Genomic DNA, 18970 nt, shown 5'->3' with positions numbered 1-18970 from the left:
TTCACTAATGACGACCGAGTGGAGCATCGATAAATAAAAATACATGGTTCCGGTGAATGATGATTTTTCTGCAGGACGTTTTATGGTAGCATTAAGAAAAACCTTGTAACAGGAGGTGATCAGCATGAGAGTAATAAGCGGCAGTCACAAAGGGCAGCGTCTCTATTCTGTACCCACACACAACACAAGGCCTACGACTGATAAAGTTAAAGAAGCTATATTCCAGATCATTGGTCCTTACTTTGACGGGGGCAAAGTTTTCGACTGCTTTGCAGGAAGCGGAGGCCTCGGGGTCGAATGTCTCAGCAGAGGAGCAGAGGAGGCAGTTTTCATAGATAAAGAACCCGCAGCTATTAAAACGATATGGGACAACCTCAAATCTCTGAAGCTCGAGGAACGCTCTGAAGTCTTCAAAACCGATGCATACAGAGCTATGAAAGCAGCCGGGAAGAGGGGGCTCACTTTTTCTTACGTATTCCTTGATCCCCCCTATAAGAAATTTTCTTATGAAGAATTACTGAAAAACCTTCAGGAGTATCAACTTCTCGAGGAAAAAGCTATAATAGTGTGCGAACACGATGTGTCAGAATCGCTGCCTCAGCAGGTAGGTTCTGTATTTATGTTCAAGCAGGAAGAGTACGGCTCTAATATCGGAGTGGCGTTTTATAAGAAGGAGGGATAATATGGCCGGTTTAGCGATTTGCCCTGGGAGTTTCGATCCGATTACATACGGACATCTTGATATCATAGAACGGGCTGCCAGAGTGTTTGACGAAGTACGGGTCGTAGTTTTTAATAATCAAAGTAAATCTCCGCTTTTTTCTGTGGAGGAAAGAAAAAAATTGATTAGGGAATCTACGGTCGGGATAAGCAACGTGACGGTGGAGAGTTACGGCGGACTACTTATGAAGTACGCCGAAGAAGCCGGGGCTGAGGCGATTATACGAGGCTTGAGAGCAATCAGTGATTTTGAATACGAGATGCAGATCACTTCAATGAACCGTAAATTAAATGAAGAGATTGAAACGTTTTTCGTAATGACGAATAATCAGTATTCGTTCCTCAGTTCAAGCATCGTCAAGGAGATAGCGAAATATCAGGGAGAGATTACCGGGCTTGTCCCGGAAGTCGTGGAAAAGGCTCTGCAGGAACGTTTCAAAAGATGAGCGTCCACCTGTCCTGACAGGAAAGTTGATCAAAAAGTATGTATACGTGAACCCGGAGTGTGAAAAATAAGGGTTCACGTATTTTTATTTACGTGACAGGGATTGCTGTACTTCCTAAACGACGGGATGTAAAATATATTTGTGTTTCAGTAAAGCAGACCTGCTTCAGACGTTCTGTACAGGTAAGGAAGGAGTAAGGGTATGAGTCCGAACAGAAAAACGATTATAGCTATTGTTATTACTGCACTGATAACTGCTGTGTTATTTTCTTATCAGTTACCATACTATGTTTACAAGCCCGGTACCGCCGAGGCTCTTGATCCGGTTATAGAAGTGGATGGAGGATACGCAAGTGAAGGCGATATGCATCTCGTTACAATCCGTGGAGGTCAGGCGACTGCAGTTCAGTGGCTGCTTGCTCAATTCAGACCCTATTATGAGTTGATGCCGCTTGATGAAGTCAGGCCGGAGGGTGTATCCGAACAGGAATACTTCCACGCGCAGCTGCAGATGATGGAAACCTCCCAGGAAGCAGCCCAGGTGGTGGCATACGAAGCTGCCGGAAAGCAGATCGATATCCAGTATGACGGTGTTTACGTGATGCAGCTGGTAAAAGGTATGCCAGCCGCAGATCGTCTGCAGTCCGGTGATCGTATAGTGGAAGTTGACGGTCAGGAAGTAAAAGAGTCCAGCGACCTTATTAACTACGTGGAAAACAAAAAAGCCGGGGAAAGCGTCTCCCTTCTCATCGAGAGAGAGAAAGGGACGCTGACAAGGGAAGTCGAACTGGCTCCTTTTCCTGACAATGAAGAGAAAGTGGGGATAGGTATATCCCTTGTAACCGACCGATCTGTAGAGGTGGATCCGGAAGTAAGTGTCGAAAGCGGAGAAATTGGCGGACCAAGCGCCGGACTGATGTTTTCACTTGAGATTTACGACCAGTTGACGGAATATGATTTAACATCCGGCAAAGAAATAGCCGGTACAGGAGAAATAAATTATGATGGTGAAGTCGGGAAGATCGGTGGTATCGACAAAAAGGTAGTTGCAGCTGATGAAGAAGGGGCTTCTGTTTTCTTTGCACCTAATGAAGAAGGAGCGGAGGATTCCAACTATAAAATAGCCGCACAGACTGCCGAGGACATCGGTACAGATATGGAGATCGTTCCGGTGGATACGTTCCAGGAAGCGGTTGACTATTTGAAGAAGAATAAATAAAAGCTTTACTTCGTTTAAAAGCCTGTTCAGTTTTCACCGGCCCTTCCGGATTTCCTTCATTACGGGAATCCGGGAGAGCCGGTGTTTTATCGAATATGTTTAAGCTAAGATATTCGGAGTTTAAACGAATAAAGGGGGGAGTTTTTCCCGGTGGTAACTTTCTACTCTTTGATTTCCCGAAAGAGGGTAAAGGTAGGTCCTTTGAGCTTTCAGATCAATGTCGAAGAGCGGATGATCGATTTGTTTAAGCTGAGTCACTAATGGAACTTCTATATATTTTTTCTGTTCGGAAAGGTATTGTCTCCCCCGTTTATTCATACCGAGTATTCGGACGTATGGTACAGATTCGTTCAGAAGATAGCTGTCTTTTTTTCTTGTATTCGTTATTAAATGAACGAATATGCGCTGCAGTCTCGTCCAGGTGTATCTCTTCGTTTTGACGGACTCCATCATTTCCTGGAACGAACTGCTTCTGTTGATGTTTGATAACAGACGGTGTTCCAGTCCTTCTTCGATTCCGTGGATCTGCCTTAATTCTTCGGGGGAGGATGTCCACAGCAGATGTTGAATGAGAGGGAAATAGTCTTCGAACTGATGAAACTTCCCTTTATCTTTTATGTAATTATGGAGGGATTGTACTGTAGAATCCGGAAGAGCCTGTTTTACTCCTTCCGTGATTTCTCCCTTTGTATGTATCTCTCTGCGAATGCTTGTAGCGCTGGAGATTTTCCCTTTGATTATTTCATCGTGATATTCACTCTCAATACGCGTAATCGTCTCCGGTTTTATATGAGGAGCAAATTGCTTTATTGCTTTTACGTAGCTGTAACCGAGAATGTTGTTCGGCTGCGATAAATCAAGTTCATCGACGCCGATAGCCCGGTAAGCCAGGCGTGATGCTTCCGGATAGGACATCCCCTTATCCAGAAAAGAGGTTAAATGTTCGTCAAATTTCCCCTGGTTGTCTTTCCATTTACTGTGGGAGTTGACGAAAGGAGCAATGTTTCCCTCTTCACTGCCGAAACAGATGGAAGAGACGTTCAACCTGTCCAGAGTCTCAACAGCCCCTTTGCTGAAATAGTCCCCGTGCTGAACCGCAAACAAATGAGGCAGTTCAACCACTAGATCCACGGACTGCAGAAGGGCGGATCTCGCTCTTTCCCATTTATCCATTATAGCCGGCTCTCCACGCTGTAGAAAAGGTCCGCTCATGACAGCGATGATACAGTCAGCGCCGGTTTGTTTCCTCGCCTGTGTTACATGAAAGTCATGGCCGAGATGGAACGGGTTGTATTCCACGATAATACCTGAAGCTTGCATAGGATCTTCCTTTCCTGCTATATTTGCATTCCTTTCCTTTCTATCTTAACATTAGATAAAGATAAGCGATGGTGTAAAGAAAAAATGTTGACAAAACGTTTATTTGGTTTTAAAATTACTCTTGTTGTCATGAGGTGATGACCGTGAAATTTCCAATACAAAAAGTAAAACAGGCAGGGGACAACCCTTATCATTTTGAAGGGGATGTGGACCTTTCCTCTTTGGAGGATGCCAAAAATGATATCCGGGAAATTTCTCCTGTTTCGGTAACCGGTCAGGCAGAAATGAAAGGAGAAAACATATCAGTATCGATGACCATTGAAGGAGATATGATTCTTCCTTGTGCCAGAACGCTGGTGGATGTTCCTTTCGTATTTAATATTCAGGCTACGGAATACTTCAATCTTTCTCCTTATTATGAGGAGGAGGATGACTCGGAAGTACACCCGCTGCATGGAGAACTGCTTGACTTGACTCCTTATATAAAGGAGAATGTGCTATTGGAGGTTCCCTATCGTGTCTTTTCGGATGATCCTGACGTCGTCCCTCCGAAAGAAGGAGATGGCTGGGAAGTCGTGGACGAGAAACCGGACTCTGAAAGCAAAATAGATCCTCGATTAGCTAAACTGGAATCATTATTAGATGAAAAAGAGAAATAGAGAGGGCATCGACCGCTCTTCTCTTTACTTATAAAGGAGGTGGACAGCAATGGCAGTACCTAAGCGCAGAACGTCCAAAAAGGTGAAAAATCAACGTCGTACGCATAAAAAATTGAGTGCTCCTAAATTGGTGGCATGTCAAAATTGCGGAGAGATGACGAAGCCACACCGTGTGTGCAGCTCTTGCGGCCAGTACAATGGCAAGCAAGTAGTCGAAGCATAAAGAAAAGCCTGTGACCGCAGGCTTTTTTTTATGCTTTTTTGTCTTGTTCGCCGATCTTTTCATGTGCAGAAAAAGATGTAGAATGAAAGCAGAGACTTTTAATCTCACCAAGGGGAGTTGATGCAGTGGAAACGGTATATGTCACTTATGAAGAGGACGTGGCTGTGGTTACGTTGAACCGGGAAGATAAAAGAAATGCAGTCAGCAGACAAATGACGATGGAACTCAGGCAGATTACTGAAGAAATTAAAGCGAATGAACAGGTGAAAGCACTTGTACTTACCTCCAGAGGAGAACGTGCCTTTTGTTCGGGAGGAGATCTGAAAGAGCTGCATGGAGATTTATCGGAGGAGGAAGCGTATACGGTTCTTTCTCCGATGAAGGAATTACTTTATGAAATAGCGACGCTGCCGGTGCCGACGCTCGCCTATTTGAACGGAGAAGCGAGGGGAGGGGGGTGCGAACTTGCTACCGCCTGTGATATACGAATAGGAAAAGAAGGAAGCAGGTTCGGCTTTGTTCAGGGAAAACTTGGTATCGTACCCGGATGGGGAGGCGGAGCGCTTCTTTATGAGAGAATTTCTCCGGTCCAGGCTTTCCACTGGTTGACTGCAAGTGAGGTTATTGACGCAGAAGAAGCGAAGCAGCTCGGGTGGCTCCAGGGGTTGGCAAACGAACTGGATCTCGGTATATTCACCAATCGTTCCAAGGAACAGCTCAGATTCTGGAAAAAACAGCTTATGGAAAATATAGACACTTCAGTACTTTACAGAAAGATGGAAGAGGAAACGCGGCAGTCAGCGGCTTTATGGCCGTCCAAAGCTCATAAAAAAGCAGTGAATGCGTTTTTCAGCCGCAAAAATCAATAAAAGTCTGACGGCTTATCGCTAAAAAAGAGCCGTTCTCACTGAACGGCTCTTTCCTGGATATCAGCTGTCTTCTTTCGGTTGTTCGTCCACTCCCTCAGGCAACCATAAGAGAGGGTTCTCCCCGCGGTCTCTTTCCATGTTATAAGTAGCTTTCTGGAAACCGAGACGTTCCCAGAACCCATGAGAGTTAATGCGCGGATTCGTTTTAATAGGCAAATGGTAGCTTTTGGCGAAGTCCACCAGCTGTTTCCCGTAACCTTTGCCCTGATAGTCTTTAAGTACTTCCAGTTTCCATAGTTCGAGATAATCCTGAGGGGGATTGAAATAATTATCATATTTAGCGGAAATTCTATAGAGACTCATTCTTGCAATCATGGCATTACCGATATAAATCCCGAAAAAAGGAGATTCGCTGTTATTTTCCACGATGTTACTCTGTAAATCTTCGAGCATAGTAAGTTCCTGAAGACCATACTCTTTGAAACGTTTAAACTCCTCGAGTGTTTTATAGTTGATTAGTAAAGGCTGCACTTCTGTACTGATACTCATCGACCGTGACGCTCCTTTCGGCAATCTTGCTTCCAACTACATTATAGTATAAAAATTTTCAGAATCAAATGGACTACTTTTACCTGCTATATCTGTTACAAGTTTGCTACAATAGAGTTTGAAAAATGCAGGAAGAAGGTGGGACAGATGCCTGAAAACGACCTTTCGGTCTCGTGGCTGCTTATAATAATAACTCCTATAATCTTTGTTGTGTTATATATGTTGTTTTTGAAGTGGACGGCAAGGAAAGGAAAAGCACTGCGGGGAGCCGTATATATAAGTACTCCTTTTCTGGTTTTTGCTGTGCGCGAACTTATGAACCTGCTGCTTGGAGGGAACAATTCAGGCTGGGTTATCGTCTCGTTGCTCGTCCTGGTCGGTGTTTCGCTGTATATTCAGTATAGAACAGCTGGAGAAATGAAGTTACGTAAAACTCTTACCAGTTTTCTGAGACTTACTTTCTTTGTGTTTGTCATACTATATATTATGCTTTTGCTAAGTACAGTCGCTGCAGGAGCGCTGAACGTTTAAGATTTGACCTGATTTTAATTGCTGCTTATTCACGTTCCGCGTATGTAAACAGATTAGATGAATGCAGGTTGATTATTATGTACAATGTTATGAGGATGTAAGATACATAGGTGCGTATAAAGGAGAATGTGTGATGAGAATAGATCCGGTACAGTTCGGAGAAACGAATACTTTGATGAAAGATTACCGTTACAATTTCGAGAAATTGGCAAATAAATTCGATTACTTCCCTTTCGTGGAACGTTCATGGGAGGAGCGGTTACATGAACTTCAAAACCGCGACTTCAAAAGAGGGGAAACAGTGGAAATTCTGAAAAAAATGAACGAATATTACGGAGCGGGAGCTGAAACATTAGCCCATATTGAGCGTTTGTACGAGAAAGACTCTACAGTGATGATCGCCGGTCAGCAGGCTGGTTTGCTCACTGGTCCCATGTATACCGTCAATAAAGCTATTTCAGTCATTGAAGCGGCTAAACAGAAAGAAAAAATGCTTGGTAAACCTGTGCTCCCGGTATTCTGGGTAGCAGGAGAAGATCATGACTTTGAAGAAATCAATCATGTTTATCTCGAACAGGACGGTCTGAAAAAACAAAAAATCTCTCAGACGACAGATGGAAAAACTTCAGTTTCCGACGTCGATCTGGACAGCGAAGCTGCAACCGAATTCGTAGAAGCGTGTTTCAGACATCTGCCCGAGTCTATGCATACGATGGATGTTTACCGGCACGTTCATCATGCACTGGATGGGGCCAGAACGTATTCAGATTTTTTTGCGAAACTCCTCACCAGCCTTTTCAAACATCAGGGGCTGATCGTACTGGACGCTCACGCTCCTTCCATACGTAAGCTCGAAAGCGACTACTTTATTCAGATGATCGAGCATAATGAAGCTATAGCTTCTGGAGTATATGCACAGGAACAGGAAAATAAAAGGCAGGGCTATCCTGTTACTATAGATGCAGAAGTAAGTGATGCCCATCTGTTCTACCACGATGGAAAGCAGCGTGTTCTCCTTATGCGGGAAGGATCCCGTTTTGTGGGTAAGCAGGGGGAAGTGGAATTCAGTGAGGATGAATTATTGATGATAGCCGAGGAAACGCCCGAAAGGCTGAGTAACAATGTCGTCACACGTCCGCTGATGCAGGATCTGCTGCTTCCCTGTCTGGGCTTTGTAGGAGGACCGGGAGAAATAAGCTACTGGTCGGTGCTTAGACCTGCTTTCTCGGAGTTATCGATAAAGATGCCTCCGACACTTCCAAGACTCAGTTTCACCTTTGTCAGCGACAGGATCAAAAACAGAGCAAGAACGGAAGGTATCGATCTTTACGAGGTTCTGCGTAACGGATTAAGTGAGGAGAAAATCAACTTCCTCTCGTCCCACTCTGTAGTTCCTTTGGAGGAAATGAAGAGAGAAATGAAAGAGCAGATCTCGCGTCTCCACGCCCCCTTCCGCAGGGAAGCGGAAAGGACGGGACCCGATGTCTTAGGTTATGCGGAAAAAAACCTTGAATATATGGAGTCGCTTATCGACGATATGGGAGACCGTATATCCAAAGAGCATCGCAAAAAATATGAAAACGTCCTTGCTTTTTATAGTCGTCTTGAAGATGTAATCCGTCCTAAAGGTGGGCTTCAGGAGAGGATATGGAACCCGCTGCCGTTCCTCAATGAATTCGGCTGGGATTTCTTTTCGAAGATCCCGGAATATGAATGGGACTTCCGGCAGCAGCATTATTTGATTTACAGTTAAATATATATAGGGAAAGACCTCCCGGGGTATGTCGCCAGTGTTCGACGATACTTGCTCCGGGAGGTTTTTTTGTTCTTTTTACTATGCTGTTTTCTTTATACGTTCGAAGTGTGGAAAGAGATTAATTCTATTGAAAGATTTTTTTCGTTTTCCGTTAGTTTACTGTGGTACAAAGTGGTGTAGTGTGGTACGCTAAATAAAGAAGGTGGGGTCATCTATATGCTGATGGGGGAACATCGACATAATATGGATTCCAAAGGACGTTTAATAATCCCGAGCAGATTACGGGATTCCCTGGGCGAGTCCTTTGTAGTTACACGAGGACTGGATAATTGCCTGTTCATTTATCCTCCTGAAGAGTGGGGGAAACTTGAGAGGAAATTACAATCCCTCCCCCTGACTAAAAAAGATGCCCGGGCCTTCACGCGTTTTTTCTTATCGGGCGCCATGGAAAGCACCCTGGATAATCAGGGGCGTATTCATATCCCGCTGCCGCTCAGAGAGCATGCTGATCTTGAAAAGGCATGCGTTATCGTCGGCGTCTCCACGAGACTGGAAGTGTGGGCAGAAGATAAGTGGGACAGCTACATGGAAGATTCGCGCCAATCATTGGAATCCTTTTCCGAAAATTTGCTTGATCTTGATTTATGAATAACAGAAACGAGTGAGTGCATGTTTGACCATTACAGCGTATTAAAGACAGAGACGATTGAAAAATTGAATATCCGGCCTGACGGGGTGTACGTTGACTGCACACTCGGGGGTGGAGGTCACAGTAAGGAGATTGCCAGACAGTTGACGAGCGGTCATCTTTACGTGTTCGATCAGGATGTAAACGCAATGGAATCTGCGAGAGACTACCTTGCTGACTATGCATCCAACATTACGTTCATACCTTCGAATTTCCGACACTTGGAAGAAGAACTTCAGGCGCGGGGAGTAGAAGAAGTGGATGGCATCCTTTACGATCTTGGAGTATCAAGTCCACAGCTGGACGTAAAAGAACGGGGGTTCAGTTATCAGCAGGACGCCCCGCTAGATATGCGCATGAATCAGACGGATACCATCAGTGCGTATGAAGTGATTAACGAGTGGGCTTATGAAGACCTTGTACGCATATTTTTCAGATATGGGGAAGAAAAATTTTCGAAACAGATAGCCCGAAAAATAGAGAAACAAAGAGAAAAAGCACCTGTAACCTCTACAGGAGAACTGGTTGAATTGATTAAAGAAGGTATACCGGCAGCAGCCCGCAGAAAAGGCGGTCATCCTGCCAAGCGTGTGTTTCAGGCTATACGTATTGCTGTAAACGATGAACTGGGGGCTTTTCTTTCCTCGCTTGATCAGGCAGCACGATACATATCTCTCGAGGGAAGGATAGCAGTTATCACCTTTCATTCCCTGGAGGACCGAATTTGCAAACAGGCATTCAAACATTGGAGTACAATACCTCCTCTTCCGAAAAATTTTCCTGTCATTCCTGAGGAGAAACAGCCTCCTTTCACTTTGATTACGAGAAAACCGATAGAAGCAGTAGAAGAAGAACTGGAAGAAAACCGCAGGTCGCGCTCGGCTAAACTGAGAGTAGTTGAGAAAGTGAGGCCCTGGTCAGAAGAATTTCACTTTGAGAAAGGGTGGAAAATGACGTGAGTATAGAAAAAATAAAACCTTATCATCAGCCCGAAAGAGAACCTGCAAAAAGACAGGTGAAAGTCAGAGTAAAAAAGAATAAATGGATAAGCAAGGGAGAAAAATACCTTTATTCCATTATCAGCGGCACAGTACTGTGTGCTTGTGCCTACGTAATCAGTTTTTCGAGTGCTACGGATACGCTTAACAGAGATATTGAAAGTCTTGAAGGGAAAGTTGAACAGCAGCAGTCTGTAAACAATTCGTTAACTTACGATGTAGAGCAACTCAGAAATCCGGAGAGAATTCTGAATGTTGCTAAAAAACATGGACTGGATATTGAACAGTCCCAGGTGAAACAGGCCACGGCCGTTTCTTCGAAATAACACTCAGGAGGCTCGCATCATGAAGCACAGAAACACATCACGTGGCGCTTCTCTACTCCTGATCATTTTCAGTATCGCCTTCCTTCTGATAGCAGGAAGGTTTCTTTACATACAGACTACCGGTAGTGTTCAGGGAGTCGATTTAGAAAAATGGGCCGAGAAAAAAAGAACAAGCTCCTATACTCTCCCTTCGGAACGGGGAGAAATCTACGGCAAAAACGGGATGGTTCTCGCTTACGATCGACCTACCTATCGCCTGCAGGCGATCGTAGACCCTTCCTACTCCGAAAATCTTCCCGAACCTAAACACGTAACCTCCCCTGAAGACGTGGGGGAAGTGGTGTCCGGACATTTGAATCTGGAAAAAGAAGAAGTAGTAAAGCGTATTAAAGAAGCTAAAAAAAGCGGGAAATTTCAGGTGGAATTCGGAAGCAAAGGCCGGGATATTGCAAAAGATGATAAAGAAGTGATAGAAGAAGCTTTAAAAGAGAAGTCTGTTTCCGGCGTAACGTTTGCTGAGGAAACGGAGAGGTATTATCCGAATGGTACTTTTGCTTCTCACGTACTCGGGTTTGCCAAGTCTACGGACGAAGGGGTAGAGGGTGTAACCGGAGTGGAGAAATCCATGGAAAAATACCTGGAAGGGGAAGACGGTAAAATCTCCTACAAACGTGATAAGTACGGTACGGAACTTTTGAATCCGGAAGAAGTATTACATCCTCCGGAGGACGGAGAAGATGTGTATCTGACGATAGACCAGAAAATCCAAACATTCCTTGAAGACGCTCTTACGGAAGTGGAAGAGAAGTATGAACCAAGTAAGATAATGGCGGGTGTCATGGACCCTGATACAGGGGAAATTCTGGCTATGGGGAATCGCCCCGCCTATGATCCCAATGACAGAAGCAATGTGGAGAATTGGTACAACGATATGATTGCCTACCCGTTTGAAGTAGGCTCGACCATGAAGATGTTCACATGGGCGTCTGCTATGGAGGCAGGAGTCTACGACGGCTCCGAAAAATTCAAGTCCGGAACGTATTCCGTAGATGGCTCCACGATTTCCGATCACAACAGAACCGGGTGGGGGTCAATCTCATATGACGAAGGACTAATCAGATCCTCCAACGTTGCGGCGGCGAAGCTGGGTTACGAAAAGCTTGGGCCGGATCGTTTCGAAAAATATATCAGCAAATTCAACCTCAATGCAAAAACCGGCATCGATCTGCCGGGAGAGAAGACGGGTACTATTTTGAACGACCGTCCCATCGAGACAGTGACCACAGCTTATGGGCAGGGCTCGACGATGACACCGTTGCAGCTGCTGACAGCGGCAACTGCCATTGCGAATGACGGAAAAATGATGAAGCCTTATGTTTTTGATTCAATCAGGGAAGCTAACTCCAGTGATAAAATCACAGAAAACGAATCTTCCGTACTTGGAAAGCCGATCTCTGAAGAAACGGCAGAAAAAATGAGGAAACTGCTTCGTAAAGTGGTCAGTGATGAAAAAGGTACAGGTAAACCTTTTGCACTGGAGGATTTTAAAGTGGCCGGGAAAACAGGAACAGCCAACATATCCGAAGGTGGATATCTCTCCGGCAGAAACAATTACACATTCTCATTTCTCGGCATGGCTCCTGCCGATGACCCTGAACTGGTCATGTATGTAGCAGTCCGCCAGCCTCAGCTTGAGAATTCCGAAGTCGGTTCGGATGCTGTATCTCATGTATTTAAAACAGTAATGCAAAACAGTCTTCACTATCTTAATATTTCTCCGGAACAGAAGGAGAAATCAAAAGTGAAAATGATGGATATACCTGACCTGCAGGGAGCTTCTGTCGAGAAGGCGAAGACCGCGTTGAGCGGCTTTAAAGAAGTTACTGTTATAGGGGAAGGTGCCAGAGTAGAAGCGGTTCTGCCTGAAAGCGAAAAGGATGTCGTGAGCAGCGAGCATATTTTCGTTATTACAGGTCAACCGGAAATGCCTGATATGGAAGGCTGGTCCCAAAGGGAAGCGCAGCGACTGACCGATTACTTCGGTATCCCCCTTGAGATGAAAGGGAACGGCTATATTAAGGAACAAAGTATCGAAGAAGGTTCCGATTTGACGAAGGTTAAACAGGTGGAAGTGCAACTTGAACCTCCCGAGGAAGGATAACGTCACGTTTGCGTTTTTATGAACAGAACGATTAAGGTAAAGACATCCGCTTTTAAGGCGGATGTTTTTTTGACCCAAAAGTACATAGGTTTTTGATATAATATACAGGAATGTGTAATCTACAAAGAAAGTTAGGATGAATGGGATGAAGTTAAATGAACTGATCGCCTGTCTTTCTTTTTACAGGAAGTATGGCGAAAACGACGTAACAATAACTGGAGTAACTATGGACTCCCGGGAAGTGGGTCCTGGAGATCTGTTCATATGTATCAGAGGGTTCAAAACAGACGGACATCAATATATATCTAAGGCTATCGAGCAAGGCGCGGCCGCGATAGTAGCGATGGAATATACTGAACTTGAAGACACTCCGCTCGTAGTGGTATCGGATACGAAGAGGGCCATGGCTCAGATAGCTTCCTGTTTCTATTCCGATCCGACATCAGGACTGGATTTGATAGGAGTTACGGGAACAAACGGAAAAACGACTGTTACCTACCTGCTGGATGAGATCTTTACCGAGGATCGGAAGTCCACCGGAGTAATCGGTACAATTCAGACTAAAATCAGCGAACAGACGTATGACGTATCGAACACTACTCCGGACGCGGTCAGCCTCAATCGCTTTTTTCACAAAATGACGGAGGAAGACGTCGATGTGGCAATGATGGAAGTATCCTCCCATGCCCTTGACCAGGGGAGAGTGTACGGCCTTGATTTTGATGTCGCTGTCTTTACTAATCTCAGCCAGGATCATCTGGACTATCACAAAGATATGGATGACTACCTGCGGGCCAAGTCCCTGCTTTTTTCCCAGCTCGGCAATCACTACGATAACGGGAAAAAGAAGTTTGCCGTAATTAACAGGAATGATGCTGCTGCGGACATTCTGATCAAGTCCTCAGCGCAGCCGGTATTGACTTACGGGCTGGAACAGGGGGATATCCACGCACTGGATATTCGCACGAGCGAAACGGGAATATCGTTTACAATGGTCACCCCGGCTGGTAATGTGGAAGTTTCAAGCAGCCTGATTGGAACATTCAGTGTGTATAATATGCTTGCTGCAGCAGGGGCAGCTATTGCCCGGGGGGTAGGTCTTGAAACGATCGCTTCCGCTTTTGCCAGGACAAAAGGAGTTCCGGGAAGGCTGGAACCTGTATCTGCAGGACAATCCTACGGCATCGTAGTCGATTACGCTCATACTCCCGATTCACTTGAGAATGTTCTGAAGACGTTGAAAGGCGTATGTGAAGGCGACCTCCGTGTAGTGATCGGTTGCGGCGGAGAAAGAGATACAGGAAAGCGTCCTGCAATGGCAGACATAGCTATGACGTTTGCAGACGACGTTTACTTCACTTCGGATAATCCAAGATCCGAAGATCCCGAATCGATATTGAACGATATGACTGACCACCTCTCCGGAGAATACCGGCGGATCACTGATCGTAAAGAAGCGATAAGAAGAGCCGTTACATCCTGCAGGAGTAAAGATATTCTGCTTATCGCCGGAAAAGGGCATGAAACATACCAGGAAATCAACGGGGAGAAAATAGATTTCGATGATCGTAAAATAGCCGAACAATCCGTTAAACAAGGGAGGATGTAATATGATAACAACGACTGAAGCACTTACCTCTATTTTTGAGGATTACAGAGGGGAAACCGGGGAAGATTCAACAATAGAGCACGTTATGACCGATACGAGATCCCCGCAGAAGCAGAGCCTGTTCATTCCGATAGCCGGAGAAAATTTTGATGCTCATTCTTTTTTGAATAAAGCTGTCGAAAACGGCGCGGTGGCGACACTGTGGGAGAAAGAGAAAGAACTTCCGGAAGATGTGCCGGAAAACTTTCCCGTTTTCTTTGTCGAGGATACTGTAAAAGCGATGCAGACTCTTGCGCAAAACTATATTAAGAACGTCGGACCTGCCGTGGTGGCTGTTACAGGGTCGAACGGCAAAACAACTACTAAGGATATTGCCGCTTCTGTACTTGCCCAGAAGTTCAAAACCCATCATACGGAAGGGAATCTGAATAACCATATCGGAGTTCCGCTCACGATTTTTTCCATGCCTGAGGATACCGAGGTCGCTGTAATCGAGATGGGGATGAACAATGCTGGAGAGATCGAAGTGCTGAGCAATATCGCCCGCCCTGATTACGCGATTATCACCAATATCGGGGAGTCTCATATTGAGCAGCTCGGCAGCAGGCAAAATATCGCAGGAGCAAAAATGGAAATTACAAAAGGTTTCCATGAGGGCAGCAGTCTTATTTTTGATGGAGATGAACCTTTACTTCGAGGAGTGGAAGGGACCGCCTGCGGATTCAGAGATCACGTCGATCAGAGGGCGAAAGGTATCTTCCTGCATGACGAAGGAAGCCGTTTCGAGGTGAATGGGGAGCAATACGAAGTACCTTTAGTAGGGAAGCACAATGTTAAAAACGCTTTGTATGTAGTGACACTTGCGCAGAAACTGGGAATGGACAGGGAAGAAATCCAGCTCGGTTTGAGACGATTATCCATGACCGGCATGCGGCTTGAGAAACTTACGGGGTTGAACGGTGCCCACGTCTTCAATGACACTTACAACGCTTCTCCTACATCTATGAAGGCTGTAATCGAATTTGTACGGATGTACAATACGAAAAAACATAAAATTCTGGTGCTCGGTGATATGTTCGAGCTCGGTATGCATTCCAATGAACTACACGCTCAGGTGGCCGAGGCGATCAATCCTCAGATCAATGCAGTATTTACAATTGGCGGAGACTCGAAAGCCATCAGCGATAAAGTAGCGGGCAAGTTTTCATCCATTACAACCCGGCATTTCAAAGACCCGGAACTTCTTGCCGGGCAACTGAAAGAATTGATGACTGAAGACAGTATCGTACTCATTAAAGCTTCCAGGGGGATGAAACTGGAACGGATTGTGCAATCCATAACAAATGAGTAGTGCCGGTCGTGAAGGTTTAAGGAGGATATTCAGAAAATGAACGATTTATTATTATTGATGACAGCCGGAATAGCTTTTTTAATTACAGTAGCCCTTTTTCCGGTCGTCATCCCTTTTTTAAGAAGATTGAAATTCGGCCAGGAAATACGGGAAGAAGGCCCTTCTTCCCATCAGAAAAAAAGCGGCACACCGACCATGGGAGGAGTCATGGTACTGTTTGCAGTCGCAATCACGACTCTGCTGTTTCTTCCGTTCATACTCGGAGACGGGATAGGGAGGAAAACGGCCCTTCTTTTAATTGTTCTCCTGGGGTACGGACTTATAGGTTTTCTCGATGATTACATTAAAGTGGCTCTGAAAAGAAACCTGGGACTGACTTCAAAACAGAAAATGCTTATGCAGTTGGTAATTGCTGCAGTAGTTTATATTATTCTGCTGACGGGGGATTTCAGTACGACAATCAGCATCCCTGCGACCGATCTGTCTGTCGATTTGGGGGCAGGATATGGCATTCTGCTTCTCCTGATGCTCGTCGGGGGCTCCAATGCTGTTAATTTGACTGACGGACTCGATGGACTGCTCGCAGGTACAGCATCTATCGCTTTTGGTGCTTTTGCCATTTTAGCGTGGACAGTTACCGGGGACGTGGAAACTGCTCTGTTCTCCATTTCCATTGTAGGGGCGCTTCTTGGCTTCCTTGTATTTAACGCTCACCCCGCAAAAGTTTTTATGGGGGACACGGGGTCTCTTGCTCTCGGAGCTGCGATAGCTATGATCGCCATAATTTTGAAAATGGAACTTCTGCTCGTTATTGTCGGAGGTGTGTTTGTACTGGAGACCCTGTCTGTAATTATCCAGGTAGCTTCTTTCAAACTTACCGGTAAAAGAGTGTTCAGGATGAGCCCTCTTCATCACCATTACGAACTGAAAGGCTGGTCAGAGTGGAAGGTAGTCACTGCTTTCTGGATAGCCGGATTGCTTTTTGCTGCTCTCGGATTATCGATGGAGGTGATGGCAGGATGAAACACTTAAAAGGTTTTCCTTATAAAAAAGCTTTGGTGGTAGGTCTTGCCAAAAGCGGTTTTGCAGCTGCAGACCTTCTGCATACCAGTGGAATTGACGTGAAAGTCAATGACCTGAACGCGGATTCCACAGGGGAACAGGCTGTGAAACTCGCAGCTGCAGGCATCCCGTTAATTACAGGAAGCCATCCTTTCGAACTCCTTGAGGATAGGGAGATTGTCATAAAAAATCCGGGCATACCATATGAAAATGAAATGGTCATGGAAGCTTTAAGGCGGAATATTCCTGTCATTACGGAAGTGGAACTGGTAACTTATCTGCATGACGGTCCCGTTATAGGCATTACGGGATCGAATGGTAAAACGACCACCACTACTCTTGTCCACCGCATGCTTGAAGAAGACAGAAGAAACGTGCACGTCGCCGGGAATATCGGGGAGGTAGCGTGTGAGGTGGCACGAAGGACAGGGACGGAGGACACGATGGTTATTGAGCTTTCGTCTTTCCAGCTTCTCGGTATCGACAAATTACGTCTCCATACAGCTGTGTGGCTTAATATTTTCGACAGCCACCTGGATTATCATAAAACAAGAGACAACTACATCGAAGCCAAGTCGAGGATCATGAAAAATCAAATGGAAGAGGATTCCTTTATATTCAACAACGACGACAGCATCGTTTCCACTTTCCGTGAAAAATCTGTGGCTGCAGCGGTACCTTTTACGCTGGAGGAGAACGGTCGTGGAGCGAGTGCCGATGAGAACCACGTATATTTTGACGGGGAGATCGTCGCAGACCGAAAGAAAATCGTGCTCGTCGGGGAACATAACCTGCAGAATTGTCTGGCTGCCGTTGCAGCCTGTAAGAGCGCAGGGGTTACCAATGAGGCTATTCAGGCAGTTCTTTACAGCTTTCAGGGGGTGGAACATCGCCTGCAGTACGTAGAGGAAAAAAAGGAGCGCTATTTCTATAACGACTCCAAGGCTACAAATATCCGGGCTACGCGTTATGCGCTTGAAGCGTTTGAAAACCCTGTTATATTACTGGCCGGAGGACTGGATCGCGGAAACTCTTTTGACGGACTCGCCCCTTACCTTAAAAACGTGAAACACTTAGTTGTGTTCGGGGAAACAAGTGCCAAACTTGCAGAAGTGGCCGGGCAGCTGGACATCCCCTGCACTCCGGTGGATTCCATGGAAGAAGCTGTGGCCAGAGCATACCGGAATTCAAAAGAGAACGATGTCATTCTGCTCTCCCCGGCGTGTGCAAGCTGGGATCAGTATCGTACCTTTGAGGAACGGGGTAATAAATTTGTAGAAGCTGTGGGCAACCTCTGAATATGATATGCAACAGGCCCCACCTCCTCTTCAGGGATTGGGGTTTTGTTGAAGCAGGTCTCTTCCATTTTCGGAACCTTCTGCCCCCGGATTTTTAAACGGCTTGGCCGAAAGAAGAACCGGACTGAAACAATAGTCTAATTTTTTTGATTTTCCTTCAATTATCGACTACGTAGAAGCTTTTATGTGTGATACAATAAAAGGGATTGCAACTGTACCGTTCAGGCGTTATACCTGCACGTACATAAGGAGAGCCTGAGATGAAGAAAGAAAAGAATGTCGTTTCAATTGAAGAGCGCATGCCTCAGTTGAAAGAACGAAGAAAAAAGAAAGCTGCCCGCCAGCTGATTTTTTACCTGATTCTCCTCTCTCTGCTGATAGGGATTGTAATATATCTTCAATCTCCACTTAGTCACGTAAGGTATGTAGAAGTCAAAGGAGATGAAGACCTGACTAAGAGTGAAGTCAAAGAAGTTAGTGGTATAACCGGGACGAGTAATTTATGGGGAATAGACCCGACAGCTGTTTCCGATAAAATAAAAGGGCTTCCGGAGGTCAGCAGTACGGAAGTTAGACGCACCCTGACCGGAGGTATTGAAATTTCACTGGATGAGAAACATAGAATTGCCTACGTTAAGGTGGAGGAACAGTTTGCTCCGATCCTTGAGGACGGAACGATACTCGGGGACGCCCTCGTCGAAAACCCGGGCGGAGACGCTCCTATCTTCTACGGCTTCCCGGATAATAAACATTTAACGAAATTGGCTAAAGAACTGAATTCCTTACCCGCCAGCGTTTCGAACTTGATTTCCGAAATCCACTGGATGGACGAAGACGAACGGGACAGAGTACGGTTGTACATGAGTGACGGGTACACGGTAATAGCATCTGTCCGGCAATTTTCCGAAAAGATGCCCAGTTATCCTTCCATCGTTTCCCAATTGGATCCGGATGCGGAAGGGGTTATCCATGTAGGTGTAGGGACGTACTTTGAGTCATACGCCGGTGGTGACAAAGAACAACTGGAAACGGAAGAGGAGCAGGGAAATATCCCGTCAGAAGAAAGTCCGCAGGAGCGGGAGGAAGAAGGCTGACGTTCTGCCGAAGTTGTAAACCAGTGAAAGACCGGATGTGGCTTTATATTGAGACAGTGAACACACCGGGCAGTTGAACAAAAACAGTATTC

At 45.5% G+C, this 18970-nt stretch carries 19 protein-coding genes; 17 read left to right on the top strand and 2 right to left on the bottom strand.

Going from position 1 to position 18970, the window contains the following annotated elements; genetic code table 11:
* Positions 1 to 124: 124 nt before the first annotated feature.
* The 3 genes from rsmD (at position 125) to BLU03_RS01115 (ending at position 2384) form a co-directional block, all read left to right on the top strand.
* On the top strand, positions 125 to 682 hold the full coding sequence (gene rsmD / locus BLU03_RS01125; RefSeq protein WP_076570269.1) for a 16S rRNA (guanine(966)-N(2))-methyltransferase RsmD: 558 nt from the start codon (positions 125 to 127) through the stop codon (positions 680 to 682).
* 1 nt (position 683) lies between these two features.
* Positions 684 to 1166, top strand: coding sequence for a pantetheine-phosphate adenylyltransferase (gene coaD / locus BLU03_RS01120; protein ID WP_076570272.1), 483 nt, complete (start codon positions 684 to 686; stop codon positions 1164 to 1166).
* Between the two features lie 201 nt (positions 1167 to 1367).
* On the top strand, positions 1368 to 2384 hold the full coding sequence (locus BLU03_RS01115; protein WP_008589727.1) for a SepM family pheromone-processing serine protease: 1017 nt from the start codon (positions 1368 to 1370) through the stop codon (positions 2382 to 2384).
* 120 nt (positions 2385 to 2504) lie between these two features.
* Here BLU03_RS01115 and BLU03_RS01110 read toward each other — a convergent pair whose 3' ends face one another.
* Positions 2505 to 3704, bottom strand: coding sequence for a nucleotidyltransferase (locus BLU03_RS01110; RefSeq protein ID WP_093104981.1), 1200 nt, complete (start codon positions 3702 to 3704; stop codon positions 2505 to 2507).
* A gap of 143 nt (positions 3705 to 3847) precedes the next feature.
* Here BLU03_RS01110 and BLU03_RS01105 point away from each other — a divergent pair, with 143 nt between their 5' ends.
* The 3 genes from BLU03_RS01105 to BLU03_RS01095 all read left to right on the top strand — a co-directional run bounded on the left by BLU03_RS01105 (position 3848) and on the right by BLU03_RS01095 (position 5455).
* The gene (locus BLU03_RS01105; protein ID WP_008589731.1) at positions 3848 to 4363 is read left to right on the top strand and encodes a YceD family protein; all 516 of its coding nucleotides are present in this window, start codon (positions 3848 to 3850) and stop codon (positions 4361 to 4363) included.
* A gap of 49 nt (positions 4364 to 4412) precedes the next feature.
* A complete protein-coding gene (rpmF, locus tag BLU03_RS01100) occupies positions 4413 to 4586 on the top strand; it encodes a 50S ribosomal protein L32 (protein WP_008589733.1) in 174 nt (57 codons plus the stop codon).
* A 125-nt stretch (positions 4587 to 4711) separates the two neighbouring features.
* A complete protein-coding gene (locus BLU03_RS01095; RefSeq protein ID WP_093104976.1) occupies positions 4712 to 5455 on the top strand; it encodes an enoyl-CoA hydratase/isomerase family protein in 744 nt (247 codons plus the stop codon).
* Between the two features lie 60 nt (positions 5456 to 5515).
* Here BLU03_RS01095 and BLU03_RS01090 read toward each other — a convergent pair whose 3' ends face one another.
* Positions 5516 to 6004 carry an N-acetyltransferase gene (locus tag BLU03_RS01090; protein WP_008589736.1) on the bottom strand — a complete coding sequence of 163 codons (489 nt, stop codon included), beginning with the start codon at positions 6002 to 6004 and terminating at the stop codon, positions 5516 to 5518.
* Between the two features lie 147 nt (positions 6005 to 6151).
* Here BLU03_RS01090 and BLU03_RS01085 point away from each other — a divergent pair, with 147 nt between their 5' ends.
* From BLU03_RS01085 to BLU03_RS01035, 11 genes are all read left to right on the top strand, one after another.
* On the top strand, positions 6152 to 6535 hold the full coding sequence (locus BLU03_RS01085) for a DUF3397 family protein (RefSeq protein WP_008589738.1): 384 nt from the start codon (positions 6152 to 6154) through the stop codon (positions 6533 to 6535).
* 133 nt (positions 6536 to 6668) lie between these two features.
* Positions 6669 to 8288, top strand: coding sequence for a bacillithiol biosynthesis cysteine-adding enzyme BshC (bshC, locus tag BLU03_RS01080; protein WP_176765374.1), 1620 nt, complete (start codon positions 6669 to 6671; stop codon positions 8286 to 8288).
* Between the two features lie 219 nt (positions 8289 to 8507).
* Positions 8508 to 8939, top strand: a complete 432-nt coding sequence (gene mraZ / locus BLU03_RS01075) for a division/cell wall cluster transcriptional repressor MraZ (RefSeq protein ID WP_076570280.1) — start codon at positions 8508 to 8510, stop codon at positions 8937 to 8939.
* 21 nt (positions 8940 to 8960) lie between these two features.
* Complete coding sequence (rsmH, locus tag BLU03_RS01070) at positions 8961 to 9938, top strand: 16S rRNA (cytosine(1402)-N(4))-methyltransferase RsmH (RefSeq protein ID WP_093104970.1); 978 nt, start codon at positions 8961 to 8963, stop codon at positions 9936 to 9938.
* Positions 9935 to 10303 (top strand): cell division protein FtsL, encoded by a 369-nt coding sequence (gene ftsL, locus BLU03_RS01065; RefSeq protein ID WP_008589745.1) that lies wholly within the window; start codon positions 9935 to 9937, stop codon positions 10301 to 10303. The genes rsmH and ftsL overlap by 4 nt, the downstream gene beginning before the upstream one ends.
* A gap of 19 nt (positions 10304 to 10322) precedes the next feature.
* Entirely contained in the window at positions 10323 to 12464 is a 2142-nt protein-coding gene (locus BLU03_RS01060; protein WP_093104967.1) for a penicillin-binding protein, read from the top strand.
* A 145-nt stretch (positions 12465 to 12609) separates the two neighbouring features.
* A complete protein-coding gene (locus BLU03_RS01055) occupies positions 12610 to 14073 on the top strand; it encodes a UDP-N-acetylmuramoyl-L-alanyl-D-glutamate--2,6-diaminopimelate ligase (RefSeq protein WP_093104965.1) in 1464 nt (487 codons plus the stop codon).
* Between the two features lies 1 nt (position 14074).
* Complete coding sequence (locus BLU03_RS01050; protein WP_008589753.1) at positions 14075 to 15424, top strand: UDP-N-acetylmuramoyl-tripeptide--D-alanyl-D-alanine ligase; 1350 nt, start codon at positions 14075 to 14077, stop codon at positions 15422 to 15424.
* 36 nt (positions 15425 to 15460) lie between these two features.
* Entirely contained in the window at positions 15461 to 16447 is a 987-nt protein-coding gene (gene mraY / locus BLU03_RS01045; protein ID WP_093104962.1) for a phospho-N-acetylmuramoyl-pentapeptide-transferase, read from the top strand.
* Positions 16444 to 17784, top strand: coding sequence for a UDP-N-acetylmuramoyl-L-alanine--D-glutamate ligase (murD, locus tag BLU03_RS01040; RefSeq protein ID WP_093104959.1), 1341 nt, complete (start codon positions 16444 to 16446; stop codon positions 17782 to 17784). The genes mraY and murD overlap by 4 nt, the downstream gene beginning before the upstream one ends.
* A 260-nt stretch (positions 17785 to 18044) precedes the next feature.
* Positions 18045 to 18878, top strand: a complete 834-nt coding sequence (locus BLU03_RS01035; RefSeq protein ID WP_093104957.1) for a cell division protein FtsQ/DivIB — start codon at positions 18045 to 18047, stop codon at positions 18876 to 18878.
* Positions 18879 to 18970: the final 92 nt, after the last annotated feature.

The organism is Salimicrobium album (assembly GCF_900107115.1).
Classification (GTDB): Bacteria; Bacillota; Bacilli; order Bacillales; family Halobacillaceae; genus Salimicrobium; species Salimicrobium album.
This window is presented reverse-complemented; position numbering and strand designations above follow the sequence as displayed.